This is a genomic window from Streptomyces griseobrunneus, assembly GCF_046713465.1.
In the GTDB taxonomy this organism is placed as follows: Bacteria; Actinomycetota; Actinomycetes; order Streptomycetales; family Streptomycetaceae; genus Streptomyces; species Streptomyces microflavus.
On the sequence record NZ_CP177081.1, the window covers coordinates 86009 to 110288 of the forward strand.

Annotated in this window: 19 protein-coding genes and 1 pseudogene; 6 read left to right on the forward strand and 14 right to left on the reverse strand. The window is 68.7% G+C overall.

What is annotated here, in order from left to right; genetic code table 11:
- Positions 1 to 894: 894 nt before the first annotated feature.
- Positions 895 to 1071, forward strand: a pseudogene (locus ACK8N7_RS37780) (transposase); the annotation flags it as partial.
- Between the two features lie 212 nt (positions 1072 to 1283).
- Here ACK8N7_RS37780 and ACK8N7_RS37785 read toward each other — a convergent pair.
- On the reverse strand, positions 1284 to 1796 hold the full coding sequence (locus ACK8N7_RS37785) for a hypothetical protein (RefSeq protein ID WP_403217723.1): 513 nt from the start codon (positions 1794 to 1796) through the stop codon (positions 1284 to 1286).
- 18 nt (positions 1797 to 1814) lie between these two features.
- The gene (locus ACK8N7_RS37790; protein ID WP_398813403.1) at positions 1815 to 2099 is read right to left on the reverse strand and encodes a hypothetical protein; all 285 of its coding nucleotides are present in this window, start codon (positions 2097 to 2099) and stop codon (positions 1815 to 1817) included.
- Positions 2100 to 2201: 102 nt separating this feature from the next.
- Here ACK8N7_RS37790 and ACK8N7_RS37795 point away from each other — a divergent pair, with 102 nt between their 5' ends.
- Positions 2202 to 2363, forward strand: a complete 162-nt coding sequence (locus ACK8N7_RS37795) for a hypothetical protein (protein WP_403217724.1) — start codon at positions 2202 to 2204, stop codon at positions 2361 to 2363.
- Positions 2364 to 2452: 89 nt separating this feature from the next.
- Here ACK8N7_RS37795 and ACK8N7_RS37800 read toward each other — a convergent pair whose 3' ends face one another.
- The 3 genes from ACK8N7_RS37800 to ACK8N7_RS37810 form a co-directional block, all read right to left on the reverse strand.
- On the reverse strand, positions 2453 to 2629 hold the full coding sequence (locus ACK8N7_RS37800) for a hypothetical protein (RefSeq protein ID WP_403217725.1): 177 nt from the start codon (positions 2627 to 2629) through the stop codon (positions 2453 to 2455).
- Positions 2630 to 3053: 424 nt separating this feature from the next.
- Complete coding sequence (locus ACK8N7_RS37805; protein ID WP_403217726.1) at positions 3054 to 3188, reverse strand: hypothetical protein; 135 nt, start codon at positions 3186 to 3188, stop codon at positions 3054 to 3056.
- A gap of 332 nt (positions 3189 to 3520) precedes the next feature.
- Positions 3521 to 3937 carry a hypothetical protein gene (locus tag ACK8N7_RS37810; RefSeq protein WP_500446103.1) on the reverse strand — a complete coding sequence of 139 codons (417 nt, stop codon included), beginning with the start codon at positions 3935 to 3937 and terminating at the stop codon, positions 3521 to 3523.
- A gap of 52 nt (positions 3938 to 3989) precedes the next feature.
- On the opposite strand from ACK8N7_RS37810, the gene ACK8N7_RS37815 reads away from it, so the two are divergent.
- Together ACK8N7_RS37815 and ACK8N7_RS37820 are read left to right on the forward strand one after the other, a co-directional pair.
- Positions 3990 to 4718 (forward strand): hypothetical protein, encoded by a 729-nt coding sequence (locus tag ACK8N7_RS37815; protein WP_500446105.1) that lies wholly within the window; start codon positions 3990 to 3992, stop codon positions 4716 to 4718.
- A 62-nt stretch (positions 4719 to 4780) separates the two neighbouring features.
- Complete coding sequence (locus ACK8N7_RS37820; protein WP_500446107.1) at positions 4781 to 4906, forward strand: hypothetical protein; 126 nt, start codon at positions 4781 to 4783, stop codon at positions 4904 to 4906.
- A gap of 522 nt (positions 4907 to 5428) precedes the next feature.
- Here ACK8N7_RS37820 and ACK8N7_RS37825 read toward each other — a convergent pair.
- From ACK8N7_RS37825 to ACK8N7_RS37850, 6 genes are all read right to left on the reverse strand, one after another.
- Positions 5429 to 6295 carry an amino acid ABC transporter permease gene (locus ACK8N7_RS37825; protein WP_500446109.1) on the reverse strand — a complete coding sequence of 289 codons (867 nt, stop codon included), beginning with the start codon at positions 6293 to 6295 and terminating at the stop codon, positions 5429 to 5431.
- Positions 6292 to 6936 carry an amino acid ABC transporter permease gene (locus ACK8N7_RS37830; RefSeq protein ID WP_032753858.1) on the reverse strand — a complete coding sequence of 215 codons (645 nt, stop codon included), beginning with the start codon at positions 6934 to 6936 and terminating at the stop codon, positions 6292 to 6294. Before ACK8N7_RS37830 ends, ACK8N7_RS37825 begins: the two co-directional genes overlap by 4 nt.
- A gap of 16 nt (positions 6937 to 6952) precedes the next feature.
- Positions 6953 to 7885 (reverse strand): glutamate ABC transporter substrate-binding protein, encoded by a 933-nt coding sequence (locus tag ACK8N7_RS37835; protein WP_500446112.1) that lies wholly within the window; start codon positions 7883 to 7885, stop codon positions 6953 to 6955.
- 13 nt (positions 7886 to 7898) lie between these two features.
- Positions 7899 to 8642 (reverse strand): amino acid ABC transporter ATP-binding protein, encoded by a 744-nt coding sequence (locus tag ACK8N7_RS37840; RefSeq protein ID WP_403217731.1) that lies wholly within the window; start codon positions 8640 to 8642, stop codon positions 7899 to 7901.
- Between the two features lie 134 nt (positions 8643 to 8776).
- Complete coding sequence (locus tag ACK8N7_RS37845; RefSeq protein ID WP_403217732.1) at positions 8777 to 9217, reverse strand: DUF6278 family protein; 441 nt, start codon at positions 9215 to 9217, stop codon at positions 8777 to 8779.
- A 134-nt stretch (positions 9218 to 9351) separates the two neighbouring features.
- Complete coding sequence (locus ACK8N7_RS37850; protein ID WP_403217733.1) at positions 9352 to 12534, reverse strand: DNRLRE domain-containing protein; 3183 nt, start codon at positions 12532 to 12534, stop codon at positions 9352 to 9354.
- A gap of 455 nt (positions 12535 to 12989) precedes the next feature.
- Between ACK8N7_RS37850 and ACK8N7_RS37855 the strand changes: the two genes are divergently transcribed.
- Complete coding sequence (locus ACK8N7_RS37855) at positions 12990 to 20903, forward strand: ricin-type beta-trefoil lectin domain protein (protein ID WP_500446114.1); 7914 nt, start codon at positions 12990 to 12992, stop codon at positions 20901 to 20903.
- Positions 20904 to 21056: 153 nt separating this feature from the next.
- Here ACK8N7_RS37855 and ACK8N7_RS37860 read toward each other — a convergent pair whose 3' ends face one another.
- Entirely contained in the window at positions 21057 to 21536 is a 480-nt protein-coding gene (locus ACK8N7_RS37860; protein WP_500446116.1) for a DUF5959 family protein, read from the reverse strand.
- A 250-nt stretch (positions 21537 to 21786) separates the two neighbouring features.
- Here ACK8N7_RS37860 and ACK8N7_RS37865 point away from each other — a divergent pair, with 250 nt between their 5' ends.
- Positions 21787 to 22566, forward strand: coding sequence for an SDR family NAD(P)-dependent oxidoreductase (locus ACK8N7_RS37865; protein ID WP_500446118.1), 780 nt, complete (start codon positions 21787 to 21789; stop codon positions 22564 to 22566).
- A gap of 72 nt (positions 22567 to 22638) precedes the next feature.
- On the opposite strand, the gene ACK8N7_RS37870 is transcribed toward ACK8N7_RS37865, so the two are convergent.
- Both ACK8N7_RS37870 and ACK8N7_RS37875 read right to left on the reverse strand, forming a co-directional pair.
- Positions 22639 to 23385 (reverse strand): Clp protease N-terminal domain-containing protein, encoded by a 747-nt coding sequence (locus ACK8N7_RS37870; RefSeq protein WP_500446119.1) that lies wholly within the window; start codon positions 23383 to 23385, stop codon positions 22639 to 22641.
- Positions 23386 to 23463: 78 nt separating this feature from the next.
- On the reverse strand, positions 23464 to 24243 hold the full coding sequence (locus ACK8N7_RS37875; protein ID WP_500446120.1) for an exodeoxyribonuclease III: 780 nt from the start codon (positions 24241 to 24243) through the stop codon (positions 23464 to 23466).
- Positions 24244 to 24280 lie beyond the last annotated feature (37 nt).

A 24280-nucleotide genomic window follows, 5' to 3' on the forward strand; every position in this document is an offset into this window, starting at 1 on the left:
TTCCGGGACCCGAGCGACCCGAACCGGCTCGACGAAGACCGGGGAGTCGACGGTGGCATCGCCTGCGGAGTACTGCCCAGGCGCAGCAGCGCGGGCAGACGGCTGCCCGAGCAACAGGCACGCCTCCAGCACCCCGGTCTATGGGCCCGGATCAGCGAGTGGCGCGGCGGCGAGTACGTACGGGAGATCCGAGGGCTGGACGTAATGGCTTCCAGGAGCAGTCCGGGTACACGTACGAGATGGGCTCTTCCGGGACTTCCGTCACCAGCGGCGGATCTGTGCGGAGGTCTCCGGGTACGCGGAGCGGATGCCCTGCGCGACGATCAAGTGCTGACCACCCCGCATTTTTCGGTCACGCCCCTGTTGCTGTGGCTGGATTGGGTGCATCGTTGGGTCTGCGGGATCCCCCGTTTCCCGCACCCCGGTCGGGCCCTGCCTCACGCTGCGAAGCGGGCAGGGCCCGCCGCCCCTCCCGGCTCCCCACGGGAGGGGGATCCGGGAGGGGCGCAGAGGTGCGGGTGCCGGTGAACCGGATGCGGCACCATCGGGGCCAGCGGCAAGCTGAGCAGGCGCTGAGCCCGCCGTCGAGGGGGCATGACTTTGGCGGGCCGGGACGCCACGGTCGCAGCGCCATCGCGGCGGCAGTCGATCAGCCGCTGCCGCTCCCCGGTCGGCTGCCCGTCCCGTTCACCGTCATGTCCTGGACTGGTCGAGGCGTCCGGATCAGCCGGGAGCTCCTGCCTGGGGCTACAGGGCCACTGAACGGAATGCCGGTGTTGCGCGGGACCCGCCCGATCGGCTTATCCGGGGTAGCGGTGGCGGAGCACTGCTTGCCCGGGGGCTCGGTGGTCAGTCGCCGACGAGGATGCCGGGACGGCGGTCGGGGGCGGCTTCCTGTGTGGCCTGTCCGATGCCCGTTGGGAACTGCTACGACCAACTCTGACAGCCTGGCGGGCCGAACGAAGAGGGAAGGGCCTGGACATCGGCCGCCCGCCCGAGCACGATGTGCGCCGCATCACGGACGCCATCCTCTACGTCGACCGCACCGGGATCCTCTGGCGGTACCTGCCACCCGCCAACGGCCTTGGGCCAGGGTTTCGCTCGAAGGGGGAATCGCAAAGGAACTGGTTCACTCGGCACGACGGGCCTGACGGGTTGGCGCGGGTCGTAAGGGCGATCAGTTGGCGGCAGCGGGCGGGAAGGCTTCGTAGTCGCCGACCAGGCACAAGGCCGCGGGCCCCGGCACAGGGTGCCGGGGCCCGCGGTGCGGTGCGAGCGGACGGTCAAGCCGCCCTCAGCGTGGCCTCGTGCGAGGCCCGCTTGAGGTCTTGCTTACGCGACGGGGTGCCGCCGCGGAGCAGGTCGGTCCAGCCATCGTTGTGGCGGAGGTGGAACTCCGACGCCCCACCGAAGAGGCGTCGGCGCTCAGATACCCGGAGCTCCCGGTACAGCTCTGCCTCGACAGCGGCCGTCATTTCCCCGAGGGAGGGTACGGCCGACGCGAAGGACGACACGACCGGGCTTTCCCCCAGCTCGCCACCCCAGCCGACGGTGTACGACTCGCTTGTCAGCAGCACGCGCAGCGCGACTTCACGGTCCCAGCCGAGCGGCAGGGCGAGCTCAAGATTGTTCTCACCCTCCAGGGCTGTGCCGAGGTACCACTGGGCCTCGTCTCTGATGATCCCGGCGGGGTCGGCCGATGTGAGGAGCGCGTCGACCGCGTCGACCAGCTCCCGCTCGCGCGCCGTCGGCTCGTCCCGGGCGTTGAGCTCCAGGTCGGTGTGCAGGTAGGTCATGTCGTTAGGCATCCTTCGTTAGAAGAGGGTGAAGTGCCGGGGCTTGTTGCGCCAGCGCCAGCCCACGCGGAAGGTAGGCCGGTTGGCGAACCGGTTGTAGTTCCAGCCGACCTTGACCCGGCGTGCCTGGTGGTTCCAGCGCCCGGCCGCGGTGCCCCGCTGCCAGGCGTTCTGCGGGTGAATGCGCCGGTGGCGGTGTCCTCCGTAATCCAGCGCGGGTTGTCGCCGCTGCTTGGCCTTCAGGCCCTTGGCCCTCAGTGGCAGCGGGTTCGAGCAGTACGTCGAGATCAAGCAGAACCCCACGACGGACGGCTACACCTACACCCCGGTAAGCATCGCCTCGACCACGCCGTCCGCGCCGGGAACGGCATTGACGTACTCCCTGCGGATCCAGACGCATGGCCGGTGGTCGTCCGCACGGACAATGCCGACTGGATCGAGTTCCCAGTCGGTGCCGTCGAGTTCCTGGCCGGCGTGTACGGGCGCACCATCGACGTGCCGGGCATGCCCAGGAACTTCCCCAGCGACAACCCGAAGGTGCTGGGTCTGAGCGACCGCATCGACTGATCGACAACTCAGATGGCTCTATGTGAAGTTGGTGCCCGTGTTGCACTTTCGCTTAAGGCGAGCGGCCTGGCCGCGGGTTCGCTGGGCGGCTATGGCCGCGGCTGGGTGAACAAGCCCTGCTTGGTCTCGACCAGGATTCCGCGTCCGACCAGCCACTTGAGCTTCAGGCGGACGTTGTTGATGTTGTTGGGCGCGATCTCCACGTCCATCGCCTCGCACACCGCTCGCGCCCGCAGCGGGACGTCGGCTGAGGCGAACACTGCCATGATCTGGTGGTAAGCCGGATGGTCCGGCAACTTCGCGGTCGGCGGCGCAGACGGCCGCGGATCGGGCAGTTCGAGCAGCGTCTTGCGGGTGATCCGGATCCCTCGGTCACCCTGCCGAGCCCGTCCAGCAGCGCGGTCAGCTCGGCGATCTACCCCCGGGCCGTCTCGGCCTGCGCGGCGATTTCCCGCTCCCGCTCCTCCAGGCGCGCCAGCACCGCCCCAAGGTCAGCTCTCCGTCGGTCATGCGCCGCGCCAGGTGGGGGCGGAGATCCCGGTCAGCATCCTCGACATGCGGTCGCTTATGGCCCGGTACACCCTCGACTCGGCCGAGGTGGGCCGATGCTCGTAGTCACGTACCAGCCTGCGGTGCAGCAGACCCCACCCCCAATTGTCCGGGCCTCTCTGGCGAGCGTCCGCCTCTGTGCTACTCCGTACCTCGGACCTTCTTCAAGGCGCGAAGAGTGAGCTGGACCGGCCACTTGACGGCTTCGTCCGAGGTGAGAGGGCAGTTGACCGCGTACTTGTGGCCGTTGTTGACGTCACGGAGGGCGGTAGACACAGAGGATGAGCGCGACGGAGCACCACCTTGTCCCGCCCGTCAAGCCGATGCTGGCGTCGGCCCGCGAGACCATCCCGGGGGCGTTGCGCGGCAGTCTGGCGATGAATTGGAAGTGGGACGGCTACCGAGTGGTCGTCTTTGCCCCGGATCGACCAGGCGGGCCCTCCCTGCTGCAGACTCGGCGGGGCGCGCTGAGCGCGGAGGGCTGGAGAGAGTTCCGCGCACCGAGGTGCAACCTGAGCAAGGGGCGCCGTCCCGTTCCTCACGACGGGAGGCTCGCGAGGAGCGCTTGTCGCGGGGCGCCGATCTCCTAGGCGCCCCGCGACAAACGGTTACCGGTACCGGTGTGCCGCTGGGGAATGACCCTCGGGCCACCTCAGCCCCGCGTCGCGCACACCCTCGGACAGTGCGGCGGCGTACGCGGACACGTCACCGGCCGTACGGGCGAGAGCGGCCCGATCGAGGATGAGCCGGAGGCCCTGGTCGGTATGGGCCAGCACGCAGGGCGTCAGACCGTCGCTGAACTCCCTTACTTCCGCGCTGCGCTCGTTCAGGTGGACCAAGTCGTACGGGACGGGAAGCGACCGGACCCACGCGTCCCACTCGGGTTTCGTCCGGATCCCGCGGTGCGTGACGTCGCAGAGCTCGCAGTGGCCTCGGCCGACCAGCTTCTGTGTCACGTATTTCAGTTCGCCGATGAGGCCGCCGTCGGCGTGGTACACGCCGGTCAGACGCAGGATGACGGTCATCATCCCACTGTCAGGGACGGTGGCCGTTCCCACAACTCTCCGAGGTGCTCTCATGCGGTTTCGTACACCCGGTCCTGCCGGGCCCCGCGCCTCAGGACCATCCACCGATCCGCAGCGTCAACGTGGTGAAAGGGGCGAGCAGCCCCGGCGGTGCTGGACGACCGCCTGGCTCAACTGGTGCGACCTCGGCGGCCTGGACCCCTATACCTGCGCCCGCGCCGCCATCGGCGTGTGGATCTCCGACCAGCACGAGGACGACCCCGTGACCACCCGGGCCGCGATAGCCTCCGCCGTCACGAGCTTCTACCAGCACCTACTGGACCACGGCATCGCCGACGGGGTCGACGCAGAACTTACCCGGGCCCGTCTCATCGGAGCCCCCGTGCCCGCCGACCCCAAGCGCACCGGACTCAGGGGCGACGGACCGAGGTGGATGATGCAGGCTGCCGACCGGCTGACCGGCCGCGACGCGCTGCGCGACCGGGCCCTGATCTACCTGCTGCTCAACGGCCACTTCGGGCACGAGAAGCTGCGCCCCGGCACGATCCGGACCCTCAACCTGGAGGGCCGCGTCAACGAGGGCATCCGCACCACTTGGAAGGTTCGGCCCAAGAACGCCGAGAAGACCGCGACCACCAGCGTCACCATCAGCCGGACGCCGCCGGCGCGCTCGACGCCTACACCGGGCTCACCCTCACCGGAACCTTCGAGCCCGACCCGGCGACCGGCCGCGTCACCAATGCCGCCTACGGCACCTTCGCCTCCCGGGGCGCACTGCTGACAGGGTCGGCCAACCGCGCCCGAGGTACGCGGCTGGCCCGTTCGGACACGATCAACCGGATCGTGCGCGCCGTGGTGGCCGCGCACGATGATCTGGCTGCGTACGCCAACGTGCTGAGCGCCGACTTCGTGGCCGCGACCCCGCCGCCTGGACAGCGCCGCAAGGACATCAGCGAGGACACACCGTAGAAGGTTCCAGCGGTTCACGGCATCGGCGGTGAACTGCGCATCGAAGGCGTTCTCCAGCTCGACCGGGTGATGCGGCGATACGGCGTGAGGATGCTAGTGAGCAGGGACGCCATCACACCCGGAGACGGTGGGGCCGGGGCTCGCGGGACCCGGGACAGGGGAAGCGAGAGTACCCGCCAGCCGAGGTGGCGCCGCTCGCCTGCCGCAGGCCGGGCACCCGGGGGCGACCCGTCGAGTGATCCCCTCCGACGCGCAGGTGCGACAGCTGATCGACCGACTGCGGACCGGCGGGGACGTCTCCGACCTCGCCGGCCCGCCCCTTGCCGCCATGGGAGACGGATGGGAGAAGAATGGGAGAAAGATCTTGCCCATCGAGGCTAACTAGAGCTAAGTCAAGCCAACACAGGCCGACCCGACCGGCGCGCAGCTGACCTTCTCCTCGCCCTCCACGGACCCGAGCCATCTCTCGGTCCCGCTGCGCGAGAAGTGATCACCGACTGCTGCCGGGCGGGCAGGGCCCGGCTACTGCCCTCCTGGCAGCAGCGTCCCCGGTTCGGCCGGGGCCACCCCCACCGCCTCCGTCCTCGGATTGCGCCGCTGCCTTCGCGCCACCCAGGTGGCGAACCACGAGAGCAACATGCACATGCCGATGTAGACCGGAGAGATCACCATCACGACAGGGATGAAGGGAAGATCGTAGTCGAGATTCGACGCGATCAGCTTCCCCGCGTGGAGGAATTCCTCGTAGGTGATCAGGTAACCCAGTGAGGTGTCCTTGAGCGCGACCACCAGCTGACTGATGATGGTCGGCAGCATCGCGCGTACCGCCTGGGGAGCCAGGACGAACGTCGTGACCTGCGTCTTGCGCATCCCGAGGGCGTACGCGGCCTCCCGCTGGCCGCGGTCCACGGAGTTGATCCCGGTCCGGAAGACCTCCGCGAGGACCGAGCCGTTGTAGAGGGTCAGTCCGGCGACCAGGGCGGGCAGCGCCTGCACCTTCAGCGCCACGAAGATGAAGAAGATCATCACCAGCACCGGCATGGCCCGGAAGAACTCGACCAGCAGGGTGGAGATCCAGCGCACCGGGCGGTGCACGGAGAGCCGGCCGACCGCGAGGACCGCGCCCAGGGCGAGGGAGAGGACGGCGGCGTACGCGAACGCCTTGAGCGTGTTTCCGAGGCCGCGCAGGAGCAGTTCCTGGATGCCCTTGTACTGGAAGGGCCGCCACTTCTCGGCGGTGAACTGGTCGGTGTCGAAGAGCAGATAGATGATCCAGCCGACGAGCGCGAGGATCACGACGGTCGAGACGATCCCGTACAGGAAGTGCCGCTTGCGGGTCTGCGGCCCGGGGATGTCGTAGAGCGCGGTGGCCGTGGGGAGTTGGGTCATCGTGCGACTCCCCAGCGCTTCTCCATCACGTTGAAGAGCGCACTGATGGTGAGGGTGATGATCAGGTAGCCGACGGCGATCCAGATGAACGTCCAGATGATGCTGTAGCCCAGCTCGTTGAGCGTCCGGTAGGTGCCGAGCAGCTCGGTGACGCTGAACGCCCCGGCGATCGCGGAGTTCTTGGCCAGCGCGATCAGGGTCGAGCCGACCGGCGGGATCACCGAGCGGAAGGCCTGCGGCAGGACGACCTCGCTCAGGGTCTGGCCGAAGGTCATCCCGAGGCTGCGGGCGGCCTCGCCCTGGCCGGTGGGCACGGTGTTGATGCCCGAGCGCAGCACCTCGCAGATGAACGCGGAGGTGTAGCAGCCGAGCGCCAGGACCGCGAAGAGCTGGAAGGGCAGCACTAGGCCGAACCGGGGCAGGCCGAGGAGGACCGCGAAGAACAGCAGCGTCAGCGGGGTGTTGCGCAGCACGGTCACCCAGACCGTGCCCAGCACCCGCAGCGAGCCGACGGGCGCGACGCGGAAGGAGGCCATGAGGAAGCCGAGGGCGAGGGCCAGGGCCGAGGAGTAGACCGTCAGCTCGACGGTGCCGAGGAAGCCCTTGCCGTAGAGGGAGAAGTTGTCTGTCAGTACGTCCATGGGTGGCGCCGTCCCCTCAGTTCGCCGGGTAGCGGTCGATGGGCGGCGGGGTCGGCGCGGGCACTCCGGAGAGCCCCAGCGTCGCTTCGAACGCCTTCTTCCAGTTGCCGTTCTTCTCGTTCGCCTCCAGCGCGTCATCGAGGGCGAACCGCAGCGCGTTGTCGGAGCGCTGCACGCCGATGCCGTACGGCTCCTCGGAGAAGGACTTGCCGACGACCTTCATCTCGTCGGGCGCCTTGGCCGCGAAGCCCAGCAGGATGGCGTCGTCGGTGGTGACGGCGTCGACCTGGTAGGTCAGCAGGTTGTCGACGCAGACCGAGTAGGTGTCGTAGGCGACGAGGACCGCCTTCGGGTAGTCATCGGCGATGCGCTGGTAGGGGGTGGTGCCGGCCGCCGAGCAGACGGTCCTGCCGGCCAGGTCCTGGGGACCCTTGATGTCGTTCTCGTCGGTGCGCACCAGGAGCCCCTGACCGGCCAGGTAGTACGGCCCGGCGAAGCCGACGAGCTTCTTGCGCATGTCGTTGATGGTGTAGGTGCCGACGTAGTAGTCGATCTGGCCGTTCTGGAGGGCGGTCTCACGGTTGGCGGAGGCGATCGTCCGGAAGCGGACCGTCTTCGGTTCGAAGCCGAGCGAGGCCGCCATCATCCGGGCGATCTCGATGTCGAAGCCGGAGTAGACGCCGCTGGCCGGGTCCTTCTCGCCCAGGTAGGGCTGGTCCTCCTTGGCACCGACGATCAGGTGGCCGCGCCGTTCGGCCTTCCGCCAGGTGGCCGACTCGGGCAGTTCGAAGCCCTTGTCCACCTGGTAGACGGGCAGCGCCTCGGCCTTCGGGCCCTTGACCGGCGGGCTGCCCTCCTTGCCACAGGCCGCGGCGAGCACGGCGAGCAGGAGGCAGAGCGCGAGGACGGTACTCCGGCGGCCCCTACGGTCACTGTTGGTACGCAACACGGAAGCCCTCCCGTCAGTGCTTGAGGATCTTGGACAGGAAGTCCTTGGCACGGTCGCTGTTCGGGGAGGTGAAGAACTCCTCCGGGGTGCGGTCCTCGATGACGCGGCCGTCGGACATGAAGACGACACGGTTGGCGGCGGACCGGGCGAACCCCATCTCGTGAGTGACCACGACCATGGTCATGCCGTCCTGGGCGAGCTGCTGCATCACTTCCAGCACCTCGTTGATCATCTCCGGGTCGAGCGCCGAGGTGGGCTCGTCGAAGAGCAGCGCCTTGGGGTCCATGGCCAGGGCGCGGGCGATCGCCACGCGCTGCTGCTGACCGCCGGAGAGCTGGGCGGGGAACTTGTCGGCCTGGGAGGCGAGACCGACCCGCTCCAGCAGTTCCCGGGAGCGCCGGTCGGCCTCCTCCTTCTTGCGCTTGCGGACCTTGAGCTGGGCCAGTGAGACGTTGGCCAGCACGGTCTTGTGGGCGAAGAGGTTGAACGACTGGAAGACCATGCCGACTTCGGCGCGGAGCTGGGCCAGGCCCTTGCCCTCCTCGGGGAGGGGTCTGCCGTCGATCAGGATGGAGCCGGACTCGATCGTCTCCAGTCGGTTGACCGCCCGGCAGAGCGTGGATTTCCCGGAGCCGGAGGGGCCGATGACCACCACCACCTCCCCGCGGCCGACGGTGAGATTGATGTCCTGAAGTACGTGCAACTCTCCGAAGTGTTTGTTGACGTCCCTCAGTTCGATCAACGGATCGACGGCCATGCGCTGCCCTACCCACTTGTCGCTGTGTCGAGGTCAGCGCAAACTATCCATCCTGGAAAGGGACTTCGCACCCGACACGCGCAAATGGTGCATAAGGCTGCTTATCTCCAAATGACAGCCTTCTGGCGAAGGTCTCAGTTCTCGGCCGACTCCGCGTACATCTGCGAGAGCTCGGGGCTGCCCGCCATCGCCCAGTCCAGCCCGGCGGCGACGACATCGATCTCCCGCCCGGACTCCAGCCGCACCACGGGCTGCCCGCTCGGCCAGATGTCCCACGCGGCACCCGGCACGGTGCGCACGATGACGGTGCCCAGGTAGAGGCCGGCGTCGTTGCCCAGCCAGGGCAGCTCCTCGGGATCGTCGCGCCAGCGGGGCGGCAGCTGGTCGAGCGCGGCCAACGAGGCCGGGGTGTCGTCGAGTTCGAGCCCTTGCTGCCCCGCCCGGGCACGCAGCAGTTCGCATTCGGCGAGCAGCTCGGCCACACCGTCGGGATCTGCCTCGACGGCGGCTGCGAGCGCGTGCCCCTGCGTACCACCCTGACGCTTACGCCAGTTGTCCAAGAAAGGGATGTTCATACCACTAGGGTCCCATCCTTGCCACGTTCCGCACCACAGGGCGCGCGGACCCTCCCGGAAGCCGGGGCCTCGCGCCGGAAGCCCATGAGGACGCCGTCCTCGCGGACGGCGCCCTCACCGGTTGATCGCCTGGCTCAGGCGAATGCCTTGACCGTCTTCCAGTCGACGGACAGGACGATCTTCACCGGACCGTTGGTGTTCGTCTTGGACGGGTGGTAGACGCGTGTCTGGCCGTCCGAGCCGAAGCGGGCCCACATGTCGGGGATCCGGTCGCCGTTCATGTCCGGCACGCTGACGATCGCCGAGATGTTCGCCTGGGTCCAGTTGTTCCCGTACTGGACGTCTCCGTCGCGGGAGTTGGCCGCCGTGGTGAGCGAGACCAGGTCCACGCTGCCCGTGACGGTGCCCGGCTTGCCGTGGCGGACGTACATGAAGCCGGTGTCGCGGTTGCGCCACAGCAGGTCGGGGGTGCCGTCCAGGTCGATGTCCGCCACGTTGACGATCTCGCGGACGGCCCAGGCGTCGTGGTTCATCCGGGTCGCCAGCTGGAAGCCGGCGCCGGTGTAGCCGGTCAGCGCCCAGAAGGCCGGCCCGGTCCGCACGAACAGCTCCGGCAGCTTGTCGCCGGTCACGTCCCCGACCGCCTTGATCTCGTCCCACGTCGCCGGGTCCGGCGTGCCCGCCGGCAGCCGCACCCGCAGCCGCTTGTCGACGTTGAAGCTGCCGTAGCCGTCGCCCGGGTAGAGCCAGAAGCCGCCGTCGGGGGTGCGGGCGAACAGGTCGGTGACGCCGTCGCCGGGGTAGACGTCCGAGTGCTTGGCGATCAGGGCGGCCTTACCGGTGGCGGAGTCGTACCAGTGGCCCGGCGGGTTGAGCTTGCCGTCCGACGTGTACGAGGAGGCGAGGGAGCCGTAGAGCTCACCGCCCACGTCGCCGGGGAAGGTGCGCAGATTGCCGGAGGCGTCGATGATCAGCAGGTCGGACCGGCCGTCGCCGCCCGTGTCGCCGGGCCCGTCGGCCGTGTCCCGGGGCGGCACGTAGAAGTGGTGGTCGCTCCGTTCGCTGCGGTTGCCGACCGCGTCGTAGGCGTACACCTGGAGCGTATTGGGGCCGGAGTGCAGGGGCTCCAGGGCGGGGACGGTGGCGGCTCCGGAAGAGGCCGTCACCTCCTTGAGGTTGAGCCCCCCGAAGGCGTAGCTGAACTTGGTCGCGCCGCTGGCGCTGAAGGAGATGGGGCCCTCGCCGCCGAACTTGACCGTGGCCCACGTGGCGCCGTCGGAGGTGGCCTCCGGGAACACGTCGCTGGTGACGTCGGGGGCCGGCGGGGCGGAGGCGTCGATGGTGAACCGGCAGGGCTCCGACGTGCCCGCCGGGAAGAAGGTCGACACGTCCCCCGCCGTGTCCTCGGCCCGTACGTCCCACGAGTAGGTGGTCTTGTCGGCCAGGCTGGTGGTGGGGATGGTCAGCGACCCCTTGCCACTGCTCAGGCTGGTGACGAGGGTTCCCGTGGGGGGCGTCGCGCCGAGCTTCCAGTAGCGGAAGCGCAGACCCTTCAGGTTGCCGTCGGGGTCGGTGGCGGTCGCCGCCAGGACGATGTTGGTCTTCGCGATGGTACGGCCGGCGCCCGGGCCGGGCACACAGGCGCCACCGGGGGACGTCGTGCCGCTCTTCGGCTCGTTGGGGGGCCGGTTGTAATCGACTTCCAGTTCCGCGGACTTCGCCGAGAACTTCCGCCAGGTGTAGGAGTCCTTGGCCGACTCGGTCACGGACTTCATCCCGAGGGTGAGGGTCGAGTACCCCTTGTCGGCGGCTTGTTGCGCCGCGTTCTGCACGTTGTAGCTCACGTAGTCGTCGGAACAACCGGAGTTGTAACCGAAGGCGAAGGACTGCTTGCCCTGGGACGTGCTCCAGCTCGGCTGCTTGTTCCAGGTGGTGCCCGAGGAGATCGCCCCGGTCAGGGAGAGCTCGTACTCACGCTTGGTGCACGACCAGGCGTAGTTGTTCAGGACCTTGAACGCCGCACTGGTGATGGTGGCGCCCTTGAGCGAGGTGGAGTAGCCCATGCGCCAGAAGGCGCGGGCGGTGCCGCCGGTGTCCCTCTCGTATCCGACCCGGGCGTCGGAGGTGCCGGAGTTGAAGTTGGTGCCGTTGTAGAAGCTGGTGTTGGGGTACGGCTTGTATGCGGTCGTCCACGCATTCCAGCCGCTTTTGATGGTCGGGTCGAGGAAGACGGGGAAGCGGACACCGTCGCCGGACAGCAGACCGCTGTCGGCGATATCCAGGCTCAGCCGGGCGGTGCCGGTGCCCTCACCGTCGAGGCGGGTCGCCAGCGGGCTCTGGCGTGCGCCCGGCTCGATGCCGCCCAGGCCGGACAGGTTCAGCACATCGGCGGGGGTGGCCACGGCGGTGCGGGGGGTGGCGTCCGGGGTCTCGGGGTCCTTGCCGGAGGAGTCCCAGCCGAAGGGGGTGGGGATCGCGGTGACCTCTTCGCCCGTGTCCCCGTCGAGGACCAGAACACCGTCGGTGGCCTCGTCGCGACGGAACACCGCCGTGCTCGAACGGAGGCCATATGCAAGGGAGTTGACGGACGCTTGTGCGGCAGCCTCCCGGTTTTTCACGATGAGCAGCTGGCCGAAGCCGCCCTCCTCGCGGGCGACGAGGAGCAGGTCCACACCGGGCAGCACCTCGGAGTACAGGGCGCGGGGGCCGTCGAGCACCGGCTCGGGCAGCGGGCCCGGCCAGGTGTACGCGATGGTGTGGCCGTCGACCTCCACCTCGGCCAGGACGCTCTCGCCGGCCGGGGCGCGGTTCGCCGCAGCGGCCAGCGGGAGCCGGGCGTAAGAGCGCTCCGCCCGGCCTTCGCCCTTGGGGGCGCCACCGGAGAACCGCACCGGGACAGGGGCGTTGACGGGGCGGACGGTCAGCCCGTCGTCGGCCTTTCCGCTCCGCTCCAGGGTGGTGTCGATGTCGCCCCAGCGGCCCTCCGCGTCCTTCGCCCGCTGCGGCAGCGCGTGGAAGCGGGAACGCCACTGCCCGTCGGGCAGCGCCCAGGTCAGGGAGGTGGCGGTGGTGGCGGTCTCGACGAGGACCTTCTTGCCGCGGCGCAGGGCCTCGGCCATGGCGGCGCTCTCGTCGCGGGGCGGGGTGGACGCCGGCCTGGCGACGGCGGGGCCTCCCCCGCCGGGTGACGGGCGGTCGGTTCCGGGCAGCCACCATGGCAGCAGCGCGGCGGTGAGTGCGGCCAGCAGGAGGCCGAGGGTGCACGTCAGCCTGGTGCGCGTACGCACGAAGGGGCTGAGGAGGCGAGGCGCGGACACTGCGGGCTACTCCCGTGGGGCAGGACGGAAAGGGGACAACACAGACAGCCCCGTTCGGCGGACCGCGGGGCAGAGAGCGCCAAACGATCGCACGGGGAGTGGGAGGAGCGTCCACCATAAGAAGTTCATTAATTCGTTACAGGTGTGTGGAAGTTGAGGAGAGTGACGCCTGGCATCCCCACTTTTGAGGTTCTTTGACGGGTGGTTATGACCTGAGAGGACCGAACGCGGATGCATATGGCCGTCTGGCGGCCTGCGCACCGGTCTATTGGATCTTGACCTGTGGGCCAATTCACCCTCACTCGCCCGCCGTCACCTTCCGTGATCTTGATTGACCGGTGGTCCCTGTCGGAGAGTGCCGACCCATGCGCCTTTCACCGGGCGTGTGCTTTCCGGTGCTCGCGCACCTCGTTCCATTCCTCTGTTTCTTCACGCCCGGGTGGGAGTCGACGCGTATGCGTGCTGCAGGTCCGCTGTCCTGGCGGGGACGTGGCCGACTGGCCCTGACATCGTCAGGCCGTGCTCGGCGGCGTCGTGCCCGCATGTCGGTCGTCCTGTTGATGTCCTCGACATTGATGGTGACGAGCCTGTCCGCCGAGGCGTGGGCGATACCCGGCCCCGGCATGAACCGGGAGGAGTCGCAGCTCGAACTGCCGGACATCCCGGAGAGCGACCCGATCGGCCAGGACGAGAGCGCCGAGACCAACCTGACCACCGCGGACGAGGTCCCGGTGGTTCCGTACGAGCCGCAGGCCGTCACCCCGTGGCAGGCGGACAGCGGCACCGCGGACCTGACGGGCGTGGCGCCCGGCGCCACCGTGCCCGTCGCCGACCTGCCGGTCGCCCTCGGTGTCCCCGAAGGCGGCGACGCGGCCGCCCTCGCCGGACAGTGGGGCGTGGCGCTCGCCGCCCCCGAGACCTCCCAGGACGCCGGTGTCGCCGGGTTGATCATGCAGGTCACCCCGCCCGCCACCGCCGACCCGGCCGCTGAGGTCGCGCTCAGCGTCGACTACACCGCCTTCGCCGACCTGTACGGCCCGCAGGCCGCCGACCGCTTCGGCCTCATGCTGCTGCCCGACTGCGTGTACACCGCGCCCGGCAGCGGCGACTGCACCCCCGACGCGGGCGGTGAGGGTACGGAGACGATGTCCGCCCCCGCCCCCGGCGAGGACACCTTCGAGGCGCTGCCCAGCGAGGTGGAGCTGCTGCCCGCCAAGGCCGCGCCCACCCGCACCACGGCCGCCAAGAACGCCTCGACCCGCCGCATCGTCACGGGCACCGTGCCCGTGAGCCAGCTGCTCGGCGAGCCGGACGCCTCCGCCACCGACGCGGACGGCGCTTCCGCCCGTTCCCGGACCGGCAAGAACTCCTCCGCCGACGCGGCCGGCTCCACCGTGCGCCCCGCCGCCCTGCGCGCCGCGGCCTCGTCGGGCTCGCGCGTCGTCGGCGCGCTGGACACCGGTGCCTCGGCGGCCGGTGACTACACAGCCACACCGCTGCTGTCCTCGGGCTCCTGGTCCGCGGGCTCCTCCTCCGGTGCGTTCACCTACTCGTACCAGGTGCAGACCCCTGAGACCGGGGGCGGCCTGACGCCCCAGATCGGCCTCAACTACTCCTCGCAGGGCGTGGACGGCCGCACCTCCGCCACCAACAACCAGGCGTCGTGGATCGGCGACGGCTGGGAGTACGGCGCCGGTGCGATCACCCGGACCTACGCCGGCTGCACCCAGGACTCCAAGAAGGCGGGGTCGAACAACGCGACCCACCGGACCGGCGACCTGTGCTGGGGCTCCCAGAACGCGACGCTGTCCCTCGGCGGCATGACCACCGAACTCGTCTGGAACGAGACCGAGAAGGTCTGGGTCACCGCCAACGGTGACGGATCCAAGGTCGAGCTCAAGAAGGACACCGACCTCAAGAACGGCGACGCCGACGGCGAGTACTGGGTGGTCACCACCCGCGACGGCACCGCCCACTACTTCGGCCGCCACCGTCTGCCCGGCTGGTCGGACAAGGGCACCGCCACCACCGACGACGACGACCCGGTCACCAACTCGGTGCTGACCGTCCCGGTGTTCAGCAACCACTCCGACGAGCCCTGCTACAAGGCGGGCAACTTCGCGGGCTCCTCCTGCACCGAGGCGTGGCGCTGGTCCCTCGACTACGTCGAGGACGTCCACGGCAACGCCATGTCCCTGTGGTGGGCGCGCGAGACCAACCACTACGCCAAGAACTTCAACTTCAAGGCACCGGTCTCCTACCACCGCGGCGGCTACCTCGCCCGGATCGACTACGGCCAGCGCAAGGAGAAGATCTTCTCCGCCCCGGCCCCGGCCCGCGTCAACTTCACTGTCGAGGAACGGTGCTTCCAGGAGGGCTCCCTCACCTGCACCGAGGAGAACTTCACCGCCAAGGACCCGGGCAAGTTCCGCATCTGGTACGACACCCCGGCCGACCTCCGCTGCACCTCCGGCAAGATGTGCTGGAACGCGGCGCCCGCCTTCTTCACCCGTAAGCGCCTCGACAAGATCACCACGTCGGCGCAGCGGCGCACGGACACCACCGCCCGCCAGGTGGTGGACGAGTACCAGCTCAAGCAGCACTTCCCGACGCTGAAGACCGGCGCCAACACGGCCCTCTGGCTGGAGTCGATCACCCGTACCGGCTACGGACGCAACGGCACCACCGACGAGAAGGTCACCCTCAACCCGGTGCGCTTCGAGTCCAACGCCGAGGACATGCCCAACCGGGTCATGCGTGGCGAGAACGATCCCCGCCCCGGTTTCTCCCGGCTGCGTGTCGCCCGTGTGATCAGCGAATACGGCGGCGAGACCGTCATCTCCTACAAGCAGCCCGAAGGCGCGTGCGCGACGGGCAGCGGTCTGCCCGGCAAGAGCGACACGGCCGAGCTCAAGGCCAACACCCGGCTCTGCTACCCGTCCTACTGGCACCCGGACCCGGCGAAGGAGGACATCGACTGGTTCCACAAGTACGTGGTGAGCGAGGTCGAGGAGCTCCCCAACGTCGACGGCGCGTTCTCCACGCTGACCTCCTACGCGTACAAGGACGCCGGATGGCGCCTGGCCGAGCAGGAGTTCACCAAGAAGTCCACCCGCACCTACTCCCAGTTCGCCGGCTTCGAGCAGGTGAGCACCATCACCGGGGCCGACGACCCCGAGATCGGCAGCAAGCGGTCGAAGGCGGTCACCCGGTACTTCCGCGGCATGGGCGACAACGTGTCCGTGAAGGACGCCGGCGGCGCCGAGATAGCCAAGGACGAGGAGCCCTTCGCCGGCCGGATCGCGGAGGAGCTCACCTACAGCAACGTCGGTGACGCCGACGACAACTGGCTCACCCGCTCCGTCACCTACCCGAAGGCCACCGAACTCGCCAAGCGGGAACGCGGTGACGGCCTCAGCGCACTGCGCGCCTGGCGTGTCACCGAGCCCCGGCAGGTCTCGTACACCAAGTCCTCGGGTACCGGCGACGACAAGCGCACCGAGCGCGTCATCGAGACGAAGACGTCCTACGACGCGAAGTACGGGCTGCCCACGCAGGTCGAATTCCTCGGCGACACCGGCAAGTCCGGCGACGAGTCCTGCTCCGTCATGGAGTACCTGCACCAGGAGAAGGCCAACATCATCGGCCTGACCAAGCAGGTCAAGTCGTCGGCCACCACGTGTGCGAACGCCGACTTCGACAATCTGAGCAGCCTGAGCTCCGCCGGACGCACCGCCTACGACGACCAGGCGTACGGTGCGGCCCTCCCCGAGTCCGCCCGCGGACTGGCCTCGCAGACCTGGTCGCTGAAGGCCGACGGCACCGGCTTCCAGAGCGAGGGCACCACCGGCTTCGACGAGGTCGGCCGTGTCGTCCGCCAGACCGACACGGACGACAAGGTCTCGACGATGACCTACGCCCCGGACTCGGGGCAGGCGTTCAAGGTCACCACCGAGAACTCCCTGGGACACCAGCAGATCGACGAGCTGGAGCCGGGCCGCGCGTCCACGGTCAAATCGACCGACGCCAACGGGCGGGTCAGCCAGGCGGTGTACGACCCGCTCGGCCGGCTCAAGGAGGCGTGGGGCCCCGGCCGTACGCCGTCCGCCTCGGCCGTGCCCGACTTCCACGCCACGTACACCACGCCGGCGGGCAAGCCCCCGTACATCACGACCTCCACGCGCGGTCACGAGGACCGCGTCGAGACCTCGGTCACCCTCTACGACGGCCTGGGGCGCGAGCGCCAGAGCCAGGAGCAGGCCACCGGCGGCGGCCGTCTGATCACGGACACGCTGTACAACAGCTCCGGCGAGGTGTGGCAGACCAACAACGCCTACTTCTCCGAGGGCAAGCCCAGCGGTGAGCTGTTCACGCCGCTCGCCGAGACGGCCGTGCCCAACGCCACCCGCTACACCTACGACGGCCTGGGCCGCGTGCTCAAGGAGACGCCCCTGCTGCGCGGCGCGGAGTCGCCGGCCAGGGCAACCGAGTACACGTACGCCGCCGACCACTCCACGGTGATCAACCCGTCGGGCTCGGCCTCCTACCGCGTCTTCTCGGACGCGCTGGGCCGTACCGCCCGCGTCGACACGTTCACCAACACGGCGCGCGACGAGTACACCTCGATGCGCTACGCCTATGACGCGCAGGGCCAGCTGTCGAAGGCGGACCACTCCGCCGACCGCGACCGGCCCTGGAGCTGGACCTACGACCGGCGGGGCCGTCTGGACACCGCCGTCGACCCCGATTCGGGCACCACGGTCACCAAGTACGACAGCCGTGACCGCCCGAAGACCGTCACCAACTCCCGTGGCGTCACGACCTGGACCGAGTACGACGAGCTGTCCCGGCCCAAGAAGCAGCGGCTCGACGGCGAGAACGGCACCCTTCTCAGCGAGTACGCGTACGACCAGGCCGCCGGAGGCAAGGGGCTGCCCTCCTCCGTCAAGCGGTACACCGACGGCCTGCCGTACGAGCTGAAGGTCGACGGCTTCACCTCCGACTACCAGCCCACCTCCACGACGCTCTCGCTGCCGCAGAGCATCGCCGACACGTGGGGCGTCAACGCCTCCTACAAGTACGACTACACGTACACGGACACCGGCCAGCTGAAGGAGGCCTCGCTGCCCGCCACGGGCAACGTCGCCGCCGAGAAGCTCGTCGTCCGCTACGACAAGGACGGCCTGCCGCTCTCCGTCTCCGGCAAGGACTGGTACGGCGCCGAGGCGGTCTACTCCTCCTACGGCCAGCTGCTGCGCTCCACGCTCGGCGCGCAGCCCAACCGGGTGTGGACGCAGTCCACCTACGACGAGGCCGGTGGCGAACTCACCGACCAGCAGGTCTACCGGGAGAAGACGGGCGACACCTCGGTCGTCGGCGGCAACCTCGTCTCGCACCGCTCCTACTGGTACAACAACGCGGGCGGCGTCACCTCCATCCGCGAGCGCTCCCTCGGTATCGAGGAGCGGCAGTGCTTCACGTACGACCCGCTCGGCCAGCTGACGAAGGCCTGGACGGCGAAGGACCAGAACTCCTGCACCGCGGGGCCGGCCGGTCCTGACGGCACGTCCAACGCGACGGCGGGCACGGACGGTTCCGGCTACTGGCAGGAGTACGAGTACGACCTGCTCGGCAACCGCAAGAAGCTGTCCGAGAAGGACCTCGCCGGTGACACCGCCAAGGACGCCGTCACCGACTACACGTACGGCAAGGCCGACGGCAGTCAGCCGCGCACCCTCACCAAGCTGACGAAGAAGTACGTCACGCCGCAGGGCGCACAGGTCACCGCCGAGGCGGAGCGGCTGTACGAGCTGACCGGTGAGACCAAGACCGTCACCTCCGTGGGGACGGGCGACAAGCAGGAGCTCACCTGGACCTACGACGGCCAGGTCGAGCGGATCACCGGCCAGGGCAGCGGCGGCAAGACCGACTACATCGGTCTGGCGGGCAAGTGCCTCGACCTGCAGTCGGGCGTCGCGGCGGCCGGCCGGCCGGTGCAGCTTTACTCCTGCAACGCGACGAGCGCGCAGAAGTGGAACTTCTCCGCCACGCCGAACCAGAACGATGCCGACCTGGGCGCGATGAGCGTCCACGAGGCCTGGTGCCTGAAGCCGGCGGCCAACACGGCCGGCTCGGCCCTGCAGGTGCAGAAGTGTGACGGTTCGGCCGCCCAGCAGCTGAAGCGCAACGCGGCCGGGCAGCTCACCCACCCGGCGTCCGGCCTGTGCGTCGCCGTGAAGGACGGGGCCACCGCCAACAGCACGCCGATCGTGCTGGCGGCCTGCGCCGGCGGTTCCGCAGCGCAGCAGTGGGAGGCGCAGAACGAGACCCGTCACATCTACGGGCCCGACGGCACCCGCCTGCTGACCGTCCAGGGGAAGCAGGCGACCCTGCACCTGGGCGACTCCGAGGTCACGGTCCAGAAGGGCGGCGTGCTGGTCAACACCCAGCGTTCCTACGCGACGCCCGGCGGCTCGGTCCTGCGCTACAGCTACGGCACCGGCGCCCAGCAACTGGTCGCCATCGCCACGGACCACCAGGGCAGCCCGTACGCCGAGGTCGCCCTCAACGACACGATGCCGGTCCGGATCCGCAAGCAGGACCCCTTCGGCAACCAGCGCGGCGCGGCCACGCCCACCATGCAGAACCACGCCGGGTTCCTGGGCGCGACGCGCGACGAATCCTCCGGCTACACACCACTCGGAGCCCGCCTCTACGACCCGGTCGTCGGCCGCTTCCTCTCCGCCGACCCGGTCCTGGACCTGGCCGACCCGTTGCAGTCCAACGGCTACGCCTACGCCCACAACAACCCGGTCACCCTGTCCGACCCCACCGGCCTCTCGGTGACGCTGACCGCATCGGAGACGGCCGCGGCCCTCTCCGGCGCGGGCCTCAGCGCCGCACAGGTCTCCCAGGCCCAGGCGGCCATGGGCCGCTCGCTCACCTCGGTGATCCTCTCGGCGGCCTGGGGCGCGCTGAAGGACTTCATCGGCATCACCGATGCCATGAACTGCTTCGGCGGTGACATGTGGGCCTGCGGAAGCCTCATCATCGGGGCGATTCCCTGGACCAAGCTGGGGAAGATCCCCTCCGTCCTGAAGGCGGTCAACCGCACGATCTCCGCGATCCAGGCGTGGAGAACGGCGAAGAAGGCGGCCCAGATCGTCCTCGCCGCGGCGAAGGCGGCGGAGAAGAGAGCGCTCGACGCCAAGAAGGCGGCGATCGAGAAGGCCAAGAAGGCCGCGCAGGCGGCGAAGAAGAAAGCCGCCGAAAAGGCGAATACCACCAGTAACAAGGCGGTCAACCAGACAAAGAAGACCGGCAACCCGGTCCAGAAGCAGGCGCAGGCGAAGGCAGCCCCGAAGGCGTCTTCGGCCGCGAGCGTCAAGAAGGCATCAGGGGGCGGCGGGAAGGGCCTCTCCAAGCCTGGTGGTTCCTCCGGTGGCTCGGCCCGTTCCAAGGGCGGGACCAGCGGTAGCGGCGGATCGGGGAAGACCGGCGAGGGTGCCTCCTGCACGACGAACAGCTTCACGCCCGGCACCAAGGTCCTGATGGCCGACGGTTCGGCGAAACCGATCGAAGACGTGAAGGCCGGCGACAAGGTCAAGGCCACCGACCCGGAGACGGGTGAGACCCGGATCGAGACGGTCACCGCTGAGATCAAGGGCGAGGGCATCAAGCGCCTGGTCAAGGTCACCATCAACACCGACGGCGACCGCGGCTCGAAGTCCGCAGAAGTCACGGCGACCGACGGCCACCCGTTCTGGGTCCCCGAGCTCGGCGAGTGGATCGACGCCACGGACCTTCAGTCGGGCCAGTGGCTCCAGACCGGCTCCGGCACCCAGGTTCAGGTCACGGCGGTCGAGCGCTGGACCAGCTCGGGTGCGACGGTCCACAACCTGACGGTCGCCAACACCCACACGTACTACGTGATGGCGGAGGCTACGCCGGTCCTCGTCCACAACTGCGGAGAAATCGACTATGGCAGCATCGACACTGATGGGCGGCGCTCCGGCATAGTCGCTGTAGTCACACCGCAAATGATCGGCACTGGAAACAAGGCATCCACCAGAATGCGGCCCCCCGGCTTCGTCAGTGGAGACAACGGGGACGCGCGTGGGCACCTCCTCCCGAAGGCACTGGGCGGATCGGGAAATACGCCGGAGAACTTCGTCAGGACAACGGCCACCATCGACAACGGCGTGATGAATATTTTCGAGTCGGAAATTGCCAAACACGTCGCCAACGGCAATACCATTATGTACTCGTCGACACCGCTCTACCGCCCAGGCAGCAATATCCCATTCGCGGTTTCGATCGAAGCGTTCGATGACGCCGGTTGGTTCATGGCCAGGACGTTCATGCAATAGCAGAAGCTGACTCCTCCTGCCGAACCGCCCTGGAGTCGCCATCAGCACATCCGCAATCTTGACCCGGCGATGAAGTGCGGGCAGGGCCTCGTTGAGTCCCTGCCCGCACTTTTCGTATTTTCGTCGAATCCTCATGCCTTCGACGAGGATCTTTCAAGAACGCCACTCATAGGCACCCGGTGACGTCTTGACCACCTCACTCGGCCACATTCGCACCACCTCACGCAGTTGCTCTCGCTGCCTCTCGACCCATCCACCGTCAACGGCGATCGGAATGATTGCCGATGCCCCGGATCCGGATGCATCCTCGATGACAAAAACAGGGACATCAGAGTCATCATCGGCCGATTGAATCCTGATCACTGGGCCGTTTCCAGTGTCCAGCCATTCGACACTTCTCCCGATCTCCAAATCATCCAATGCCGTGGACCAGCTCTCCAGATCCGAGAGGTGGAAGCAGATATCGAGGCGCCCACTGATAAAACTGCCATTCACCACAATCTCTGCGTCAAGCAAGTCATGCACCGGCAGAATGCCAGGCCCTTGCCGACCCAGGACAGACACACGGATGCTGGTGTCACCGTCTGAAAATTGAATCAAATCCATAACGCCATCCCAGAACGTATTGATCACAAAAGGCTCCATCAACTTTCCCCCGTCAGCTACTGGAACGCCCACAGGGCTTGGCACGGCCGCACCCTCGATCGACCTCCCCGCCGTATCAACCTGAGTGAACGGTGTACCCCTGGGGCTCATTCTGGCAGGCCGCTCAACGGCGTCCCATCGGCGCGTGATCACCTCGCGCCGATCGGCCGAAGATCCACACCGGTCACGGTCAACCCTCGCCGTTCAACGCTCGGGTAGCGAGCTCTAGGGTACGAACATGAGTGCGCAGACGTATGTGTCGGACCTGTTCTCCCTGGTCGGCCGGGTCGCCGTAGTGACCGGGGGCAGTTCCGGGATCGGGCGGGCCATCGCCGGGGCGCTTGCACGGGCCGGGGCGAGTGTGGTTGTGGTGGCTCGGCGGGAGGCCGAGTTGGAGGCGACCGTCGGGGAGTTGGAGGGCGAGGGGTGCCGGGCCGCCTGGGTGAGTGCCGATCTCGGGACCGCCGAGGGGGTGCGCGCGGCGGGGGACGGGGTTGATGCCGCCTTTGGGGAGCCGGACATTCTCGTCAACTGTGCCGGGGTCAATCTGCGGCCGCCCCTGGGCGAGCTCGGTGAGGACGTCTGGGACACCACCATGGCCGTGAACCTCAAGGCGCCCTTCCTGCTGGGGCAGCGGTTCGGGCCCGGGATGGCCGAGCGGGGGTACGGGCGGATCATCCACGTCACCTCGCAGCAGGCCCACCGCGCCTTCGTGAACAGCGGGGCGTACGGGGTGTCCAAGGGCGGGCTGGAGTCGCTGGCCCGGTCCCAGGCCGAGGCCTGGTCTCCGTACGGCGTCACCGTGAACACCCTGGTCCCGGGGTTCGTGCTCACCCAGCTCAACGAACGGCTCGCCTCCGACCCGGAGAAGGTCGCCTCGCTCGCCGCCCGTACCCTCGTCGGGCGCAACGGGCTGGCGGAGGACTTCGCGGGGGCTGCGGTGTTTCTCGCGGGGCGCTCTTCCGCCTACGTCACCGGGCAGGCACTCTTCGTGGACGGCGGGTTCTCGGTTCACTGAGCCCTGGACGGCAACGACCGGGCGGCGGGCCCTCGGTATGCCGAAGCCCGCCGCCCTCGCCCGAACAGGGCGTCAGGAGTTCTGCTGCCACAGAGCGGCGGCCGCTTCTGCCACCGCCGATTCGACCGCCGCCGACGTTGCCTCCTTGGCGACGCCCAGGCCGTTCAGCACTCCCGAGCCGTCCTCGAACTCCAGCAGTGCCAGCAGGATGTGCTCCGTGCCGACGTAGTTGTGGCCGAGCCGCAGCGCCTCGCGGAACGTCAGCTCCAGGATCTTGCGGGAGTCCGCGTCGTACGGGATCAGCTCCGGCACCTCGTCGGCCGCGGCCGGCAGGGCAAGGGTTGCCGCCGTGCGGAGGGCCTCAGGGGATACGCCCTGGCCGGTGAGGACCCGGGAGGCGATGGATTCGGGCTCGGCGAGGAGGCCGAGCAGCAGGTGGCCCGGGAGGATCTCGGCGTGGTGGGCGGTCTTGGCCTCGTTGTGAGAGGCCATCACGACGTTCCGGGCGCGCTGGGTGAAGCGGCCGAAGCCCTGGCTCGGGTCCAGGTCGGGCGCTTCCTCGCTCTTCTTCGTGACGAAGCGCTTCTGGGCCGCCTGACGGGTGACCCCCATGCTCCGGCCGATGTCGGTCCAGGAGGCGCCCGAGCGGCGGGCCTGGTCCACGAAGTGGCCGATGAGGTGGTCGGCCACATCGCCGAGGTGATCGGCGGCGATCACCGCACCGGAGAGCTGCTCCAGTGCATCGGGGTTGGACTTCTTGATGGCCTCGATCAGGTCGTCGAGGCGCACGGTCGGGGTGGCAGGAAGTGGCTGCGTCATGCGTCAACCTTAGGTTGACACCCATTGAGTGTCAACCTTTGGTTGTCAGTTGTGGCCGGCGTCCGCACCCGCCGCCTGTCAGAGGTCGAGGTCCACCACGACCGGTGCGTGGTCGGACGCGCCCTTGCCCTTGCGCTCCTCGCGGTCCACATAGCTGTCCTTGACGGCGGCCGTGAACGGCTCGTTGCCGTAGGTCAGGTCGATCCGCATGCCCTTGTTCTTGGGGAAGCGCAGCTCCCGGTAGTCCCAGAAGGTGTACGCCCGGTCGTACTTGAGGGGGCGGGGCAGGACCTCGCCCAGCCCCTCCCCCTCCAGAGCGGAGAGAGCCGCACGCTCGGCGGGCGTGACATGTGTGGCGCCCGCGAAGAGCGCCGGGTCCCAGACGTCCTCGTCGGTCGGGGCCACATTGAAATCGCCCAGGACCGCGAACGGCAGCGTCCCCGCCGCGTCCGCCGCCACGGCCTTCCGCAGCGCCTCCAGCCAGGCCAGCTTGTACGCGTAGTGCGGGTGCTCGACCTCGCGGCCGTTGGGCACGTAGACCGACCAGAGGCGCACCGGGCCGCAGGTCGCGGAGATCGCGCGGGGCTCCTCCACTCCGTCGTACTCCGGGCCGCCGGGCAGCCCGGTGACGACATCGGTGAGGCCGACGCGGGAGAGCAGCGCGACCCCGTTCCACCGGCCGGTGGCGTTGACCGCGGATTCGTAACCCGCCTCGCGCAGGGCTTCGGCGGGGAACTGCTCCGCCGTGCACTTGGTCTCCTGGATACACAGCACATCGGTGCCGCTGCTCTCCAGCCAGGCCAGGAGCCTCGGCAGCCGGGCGGTGATCGAATTGACGTTATAGGTGGCGATGCGCATGGCAGCCAACCTAGCGGCTCCCACTGACAACGGCCGT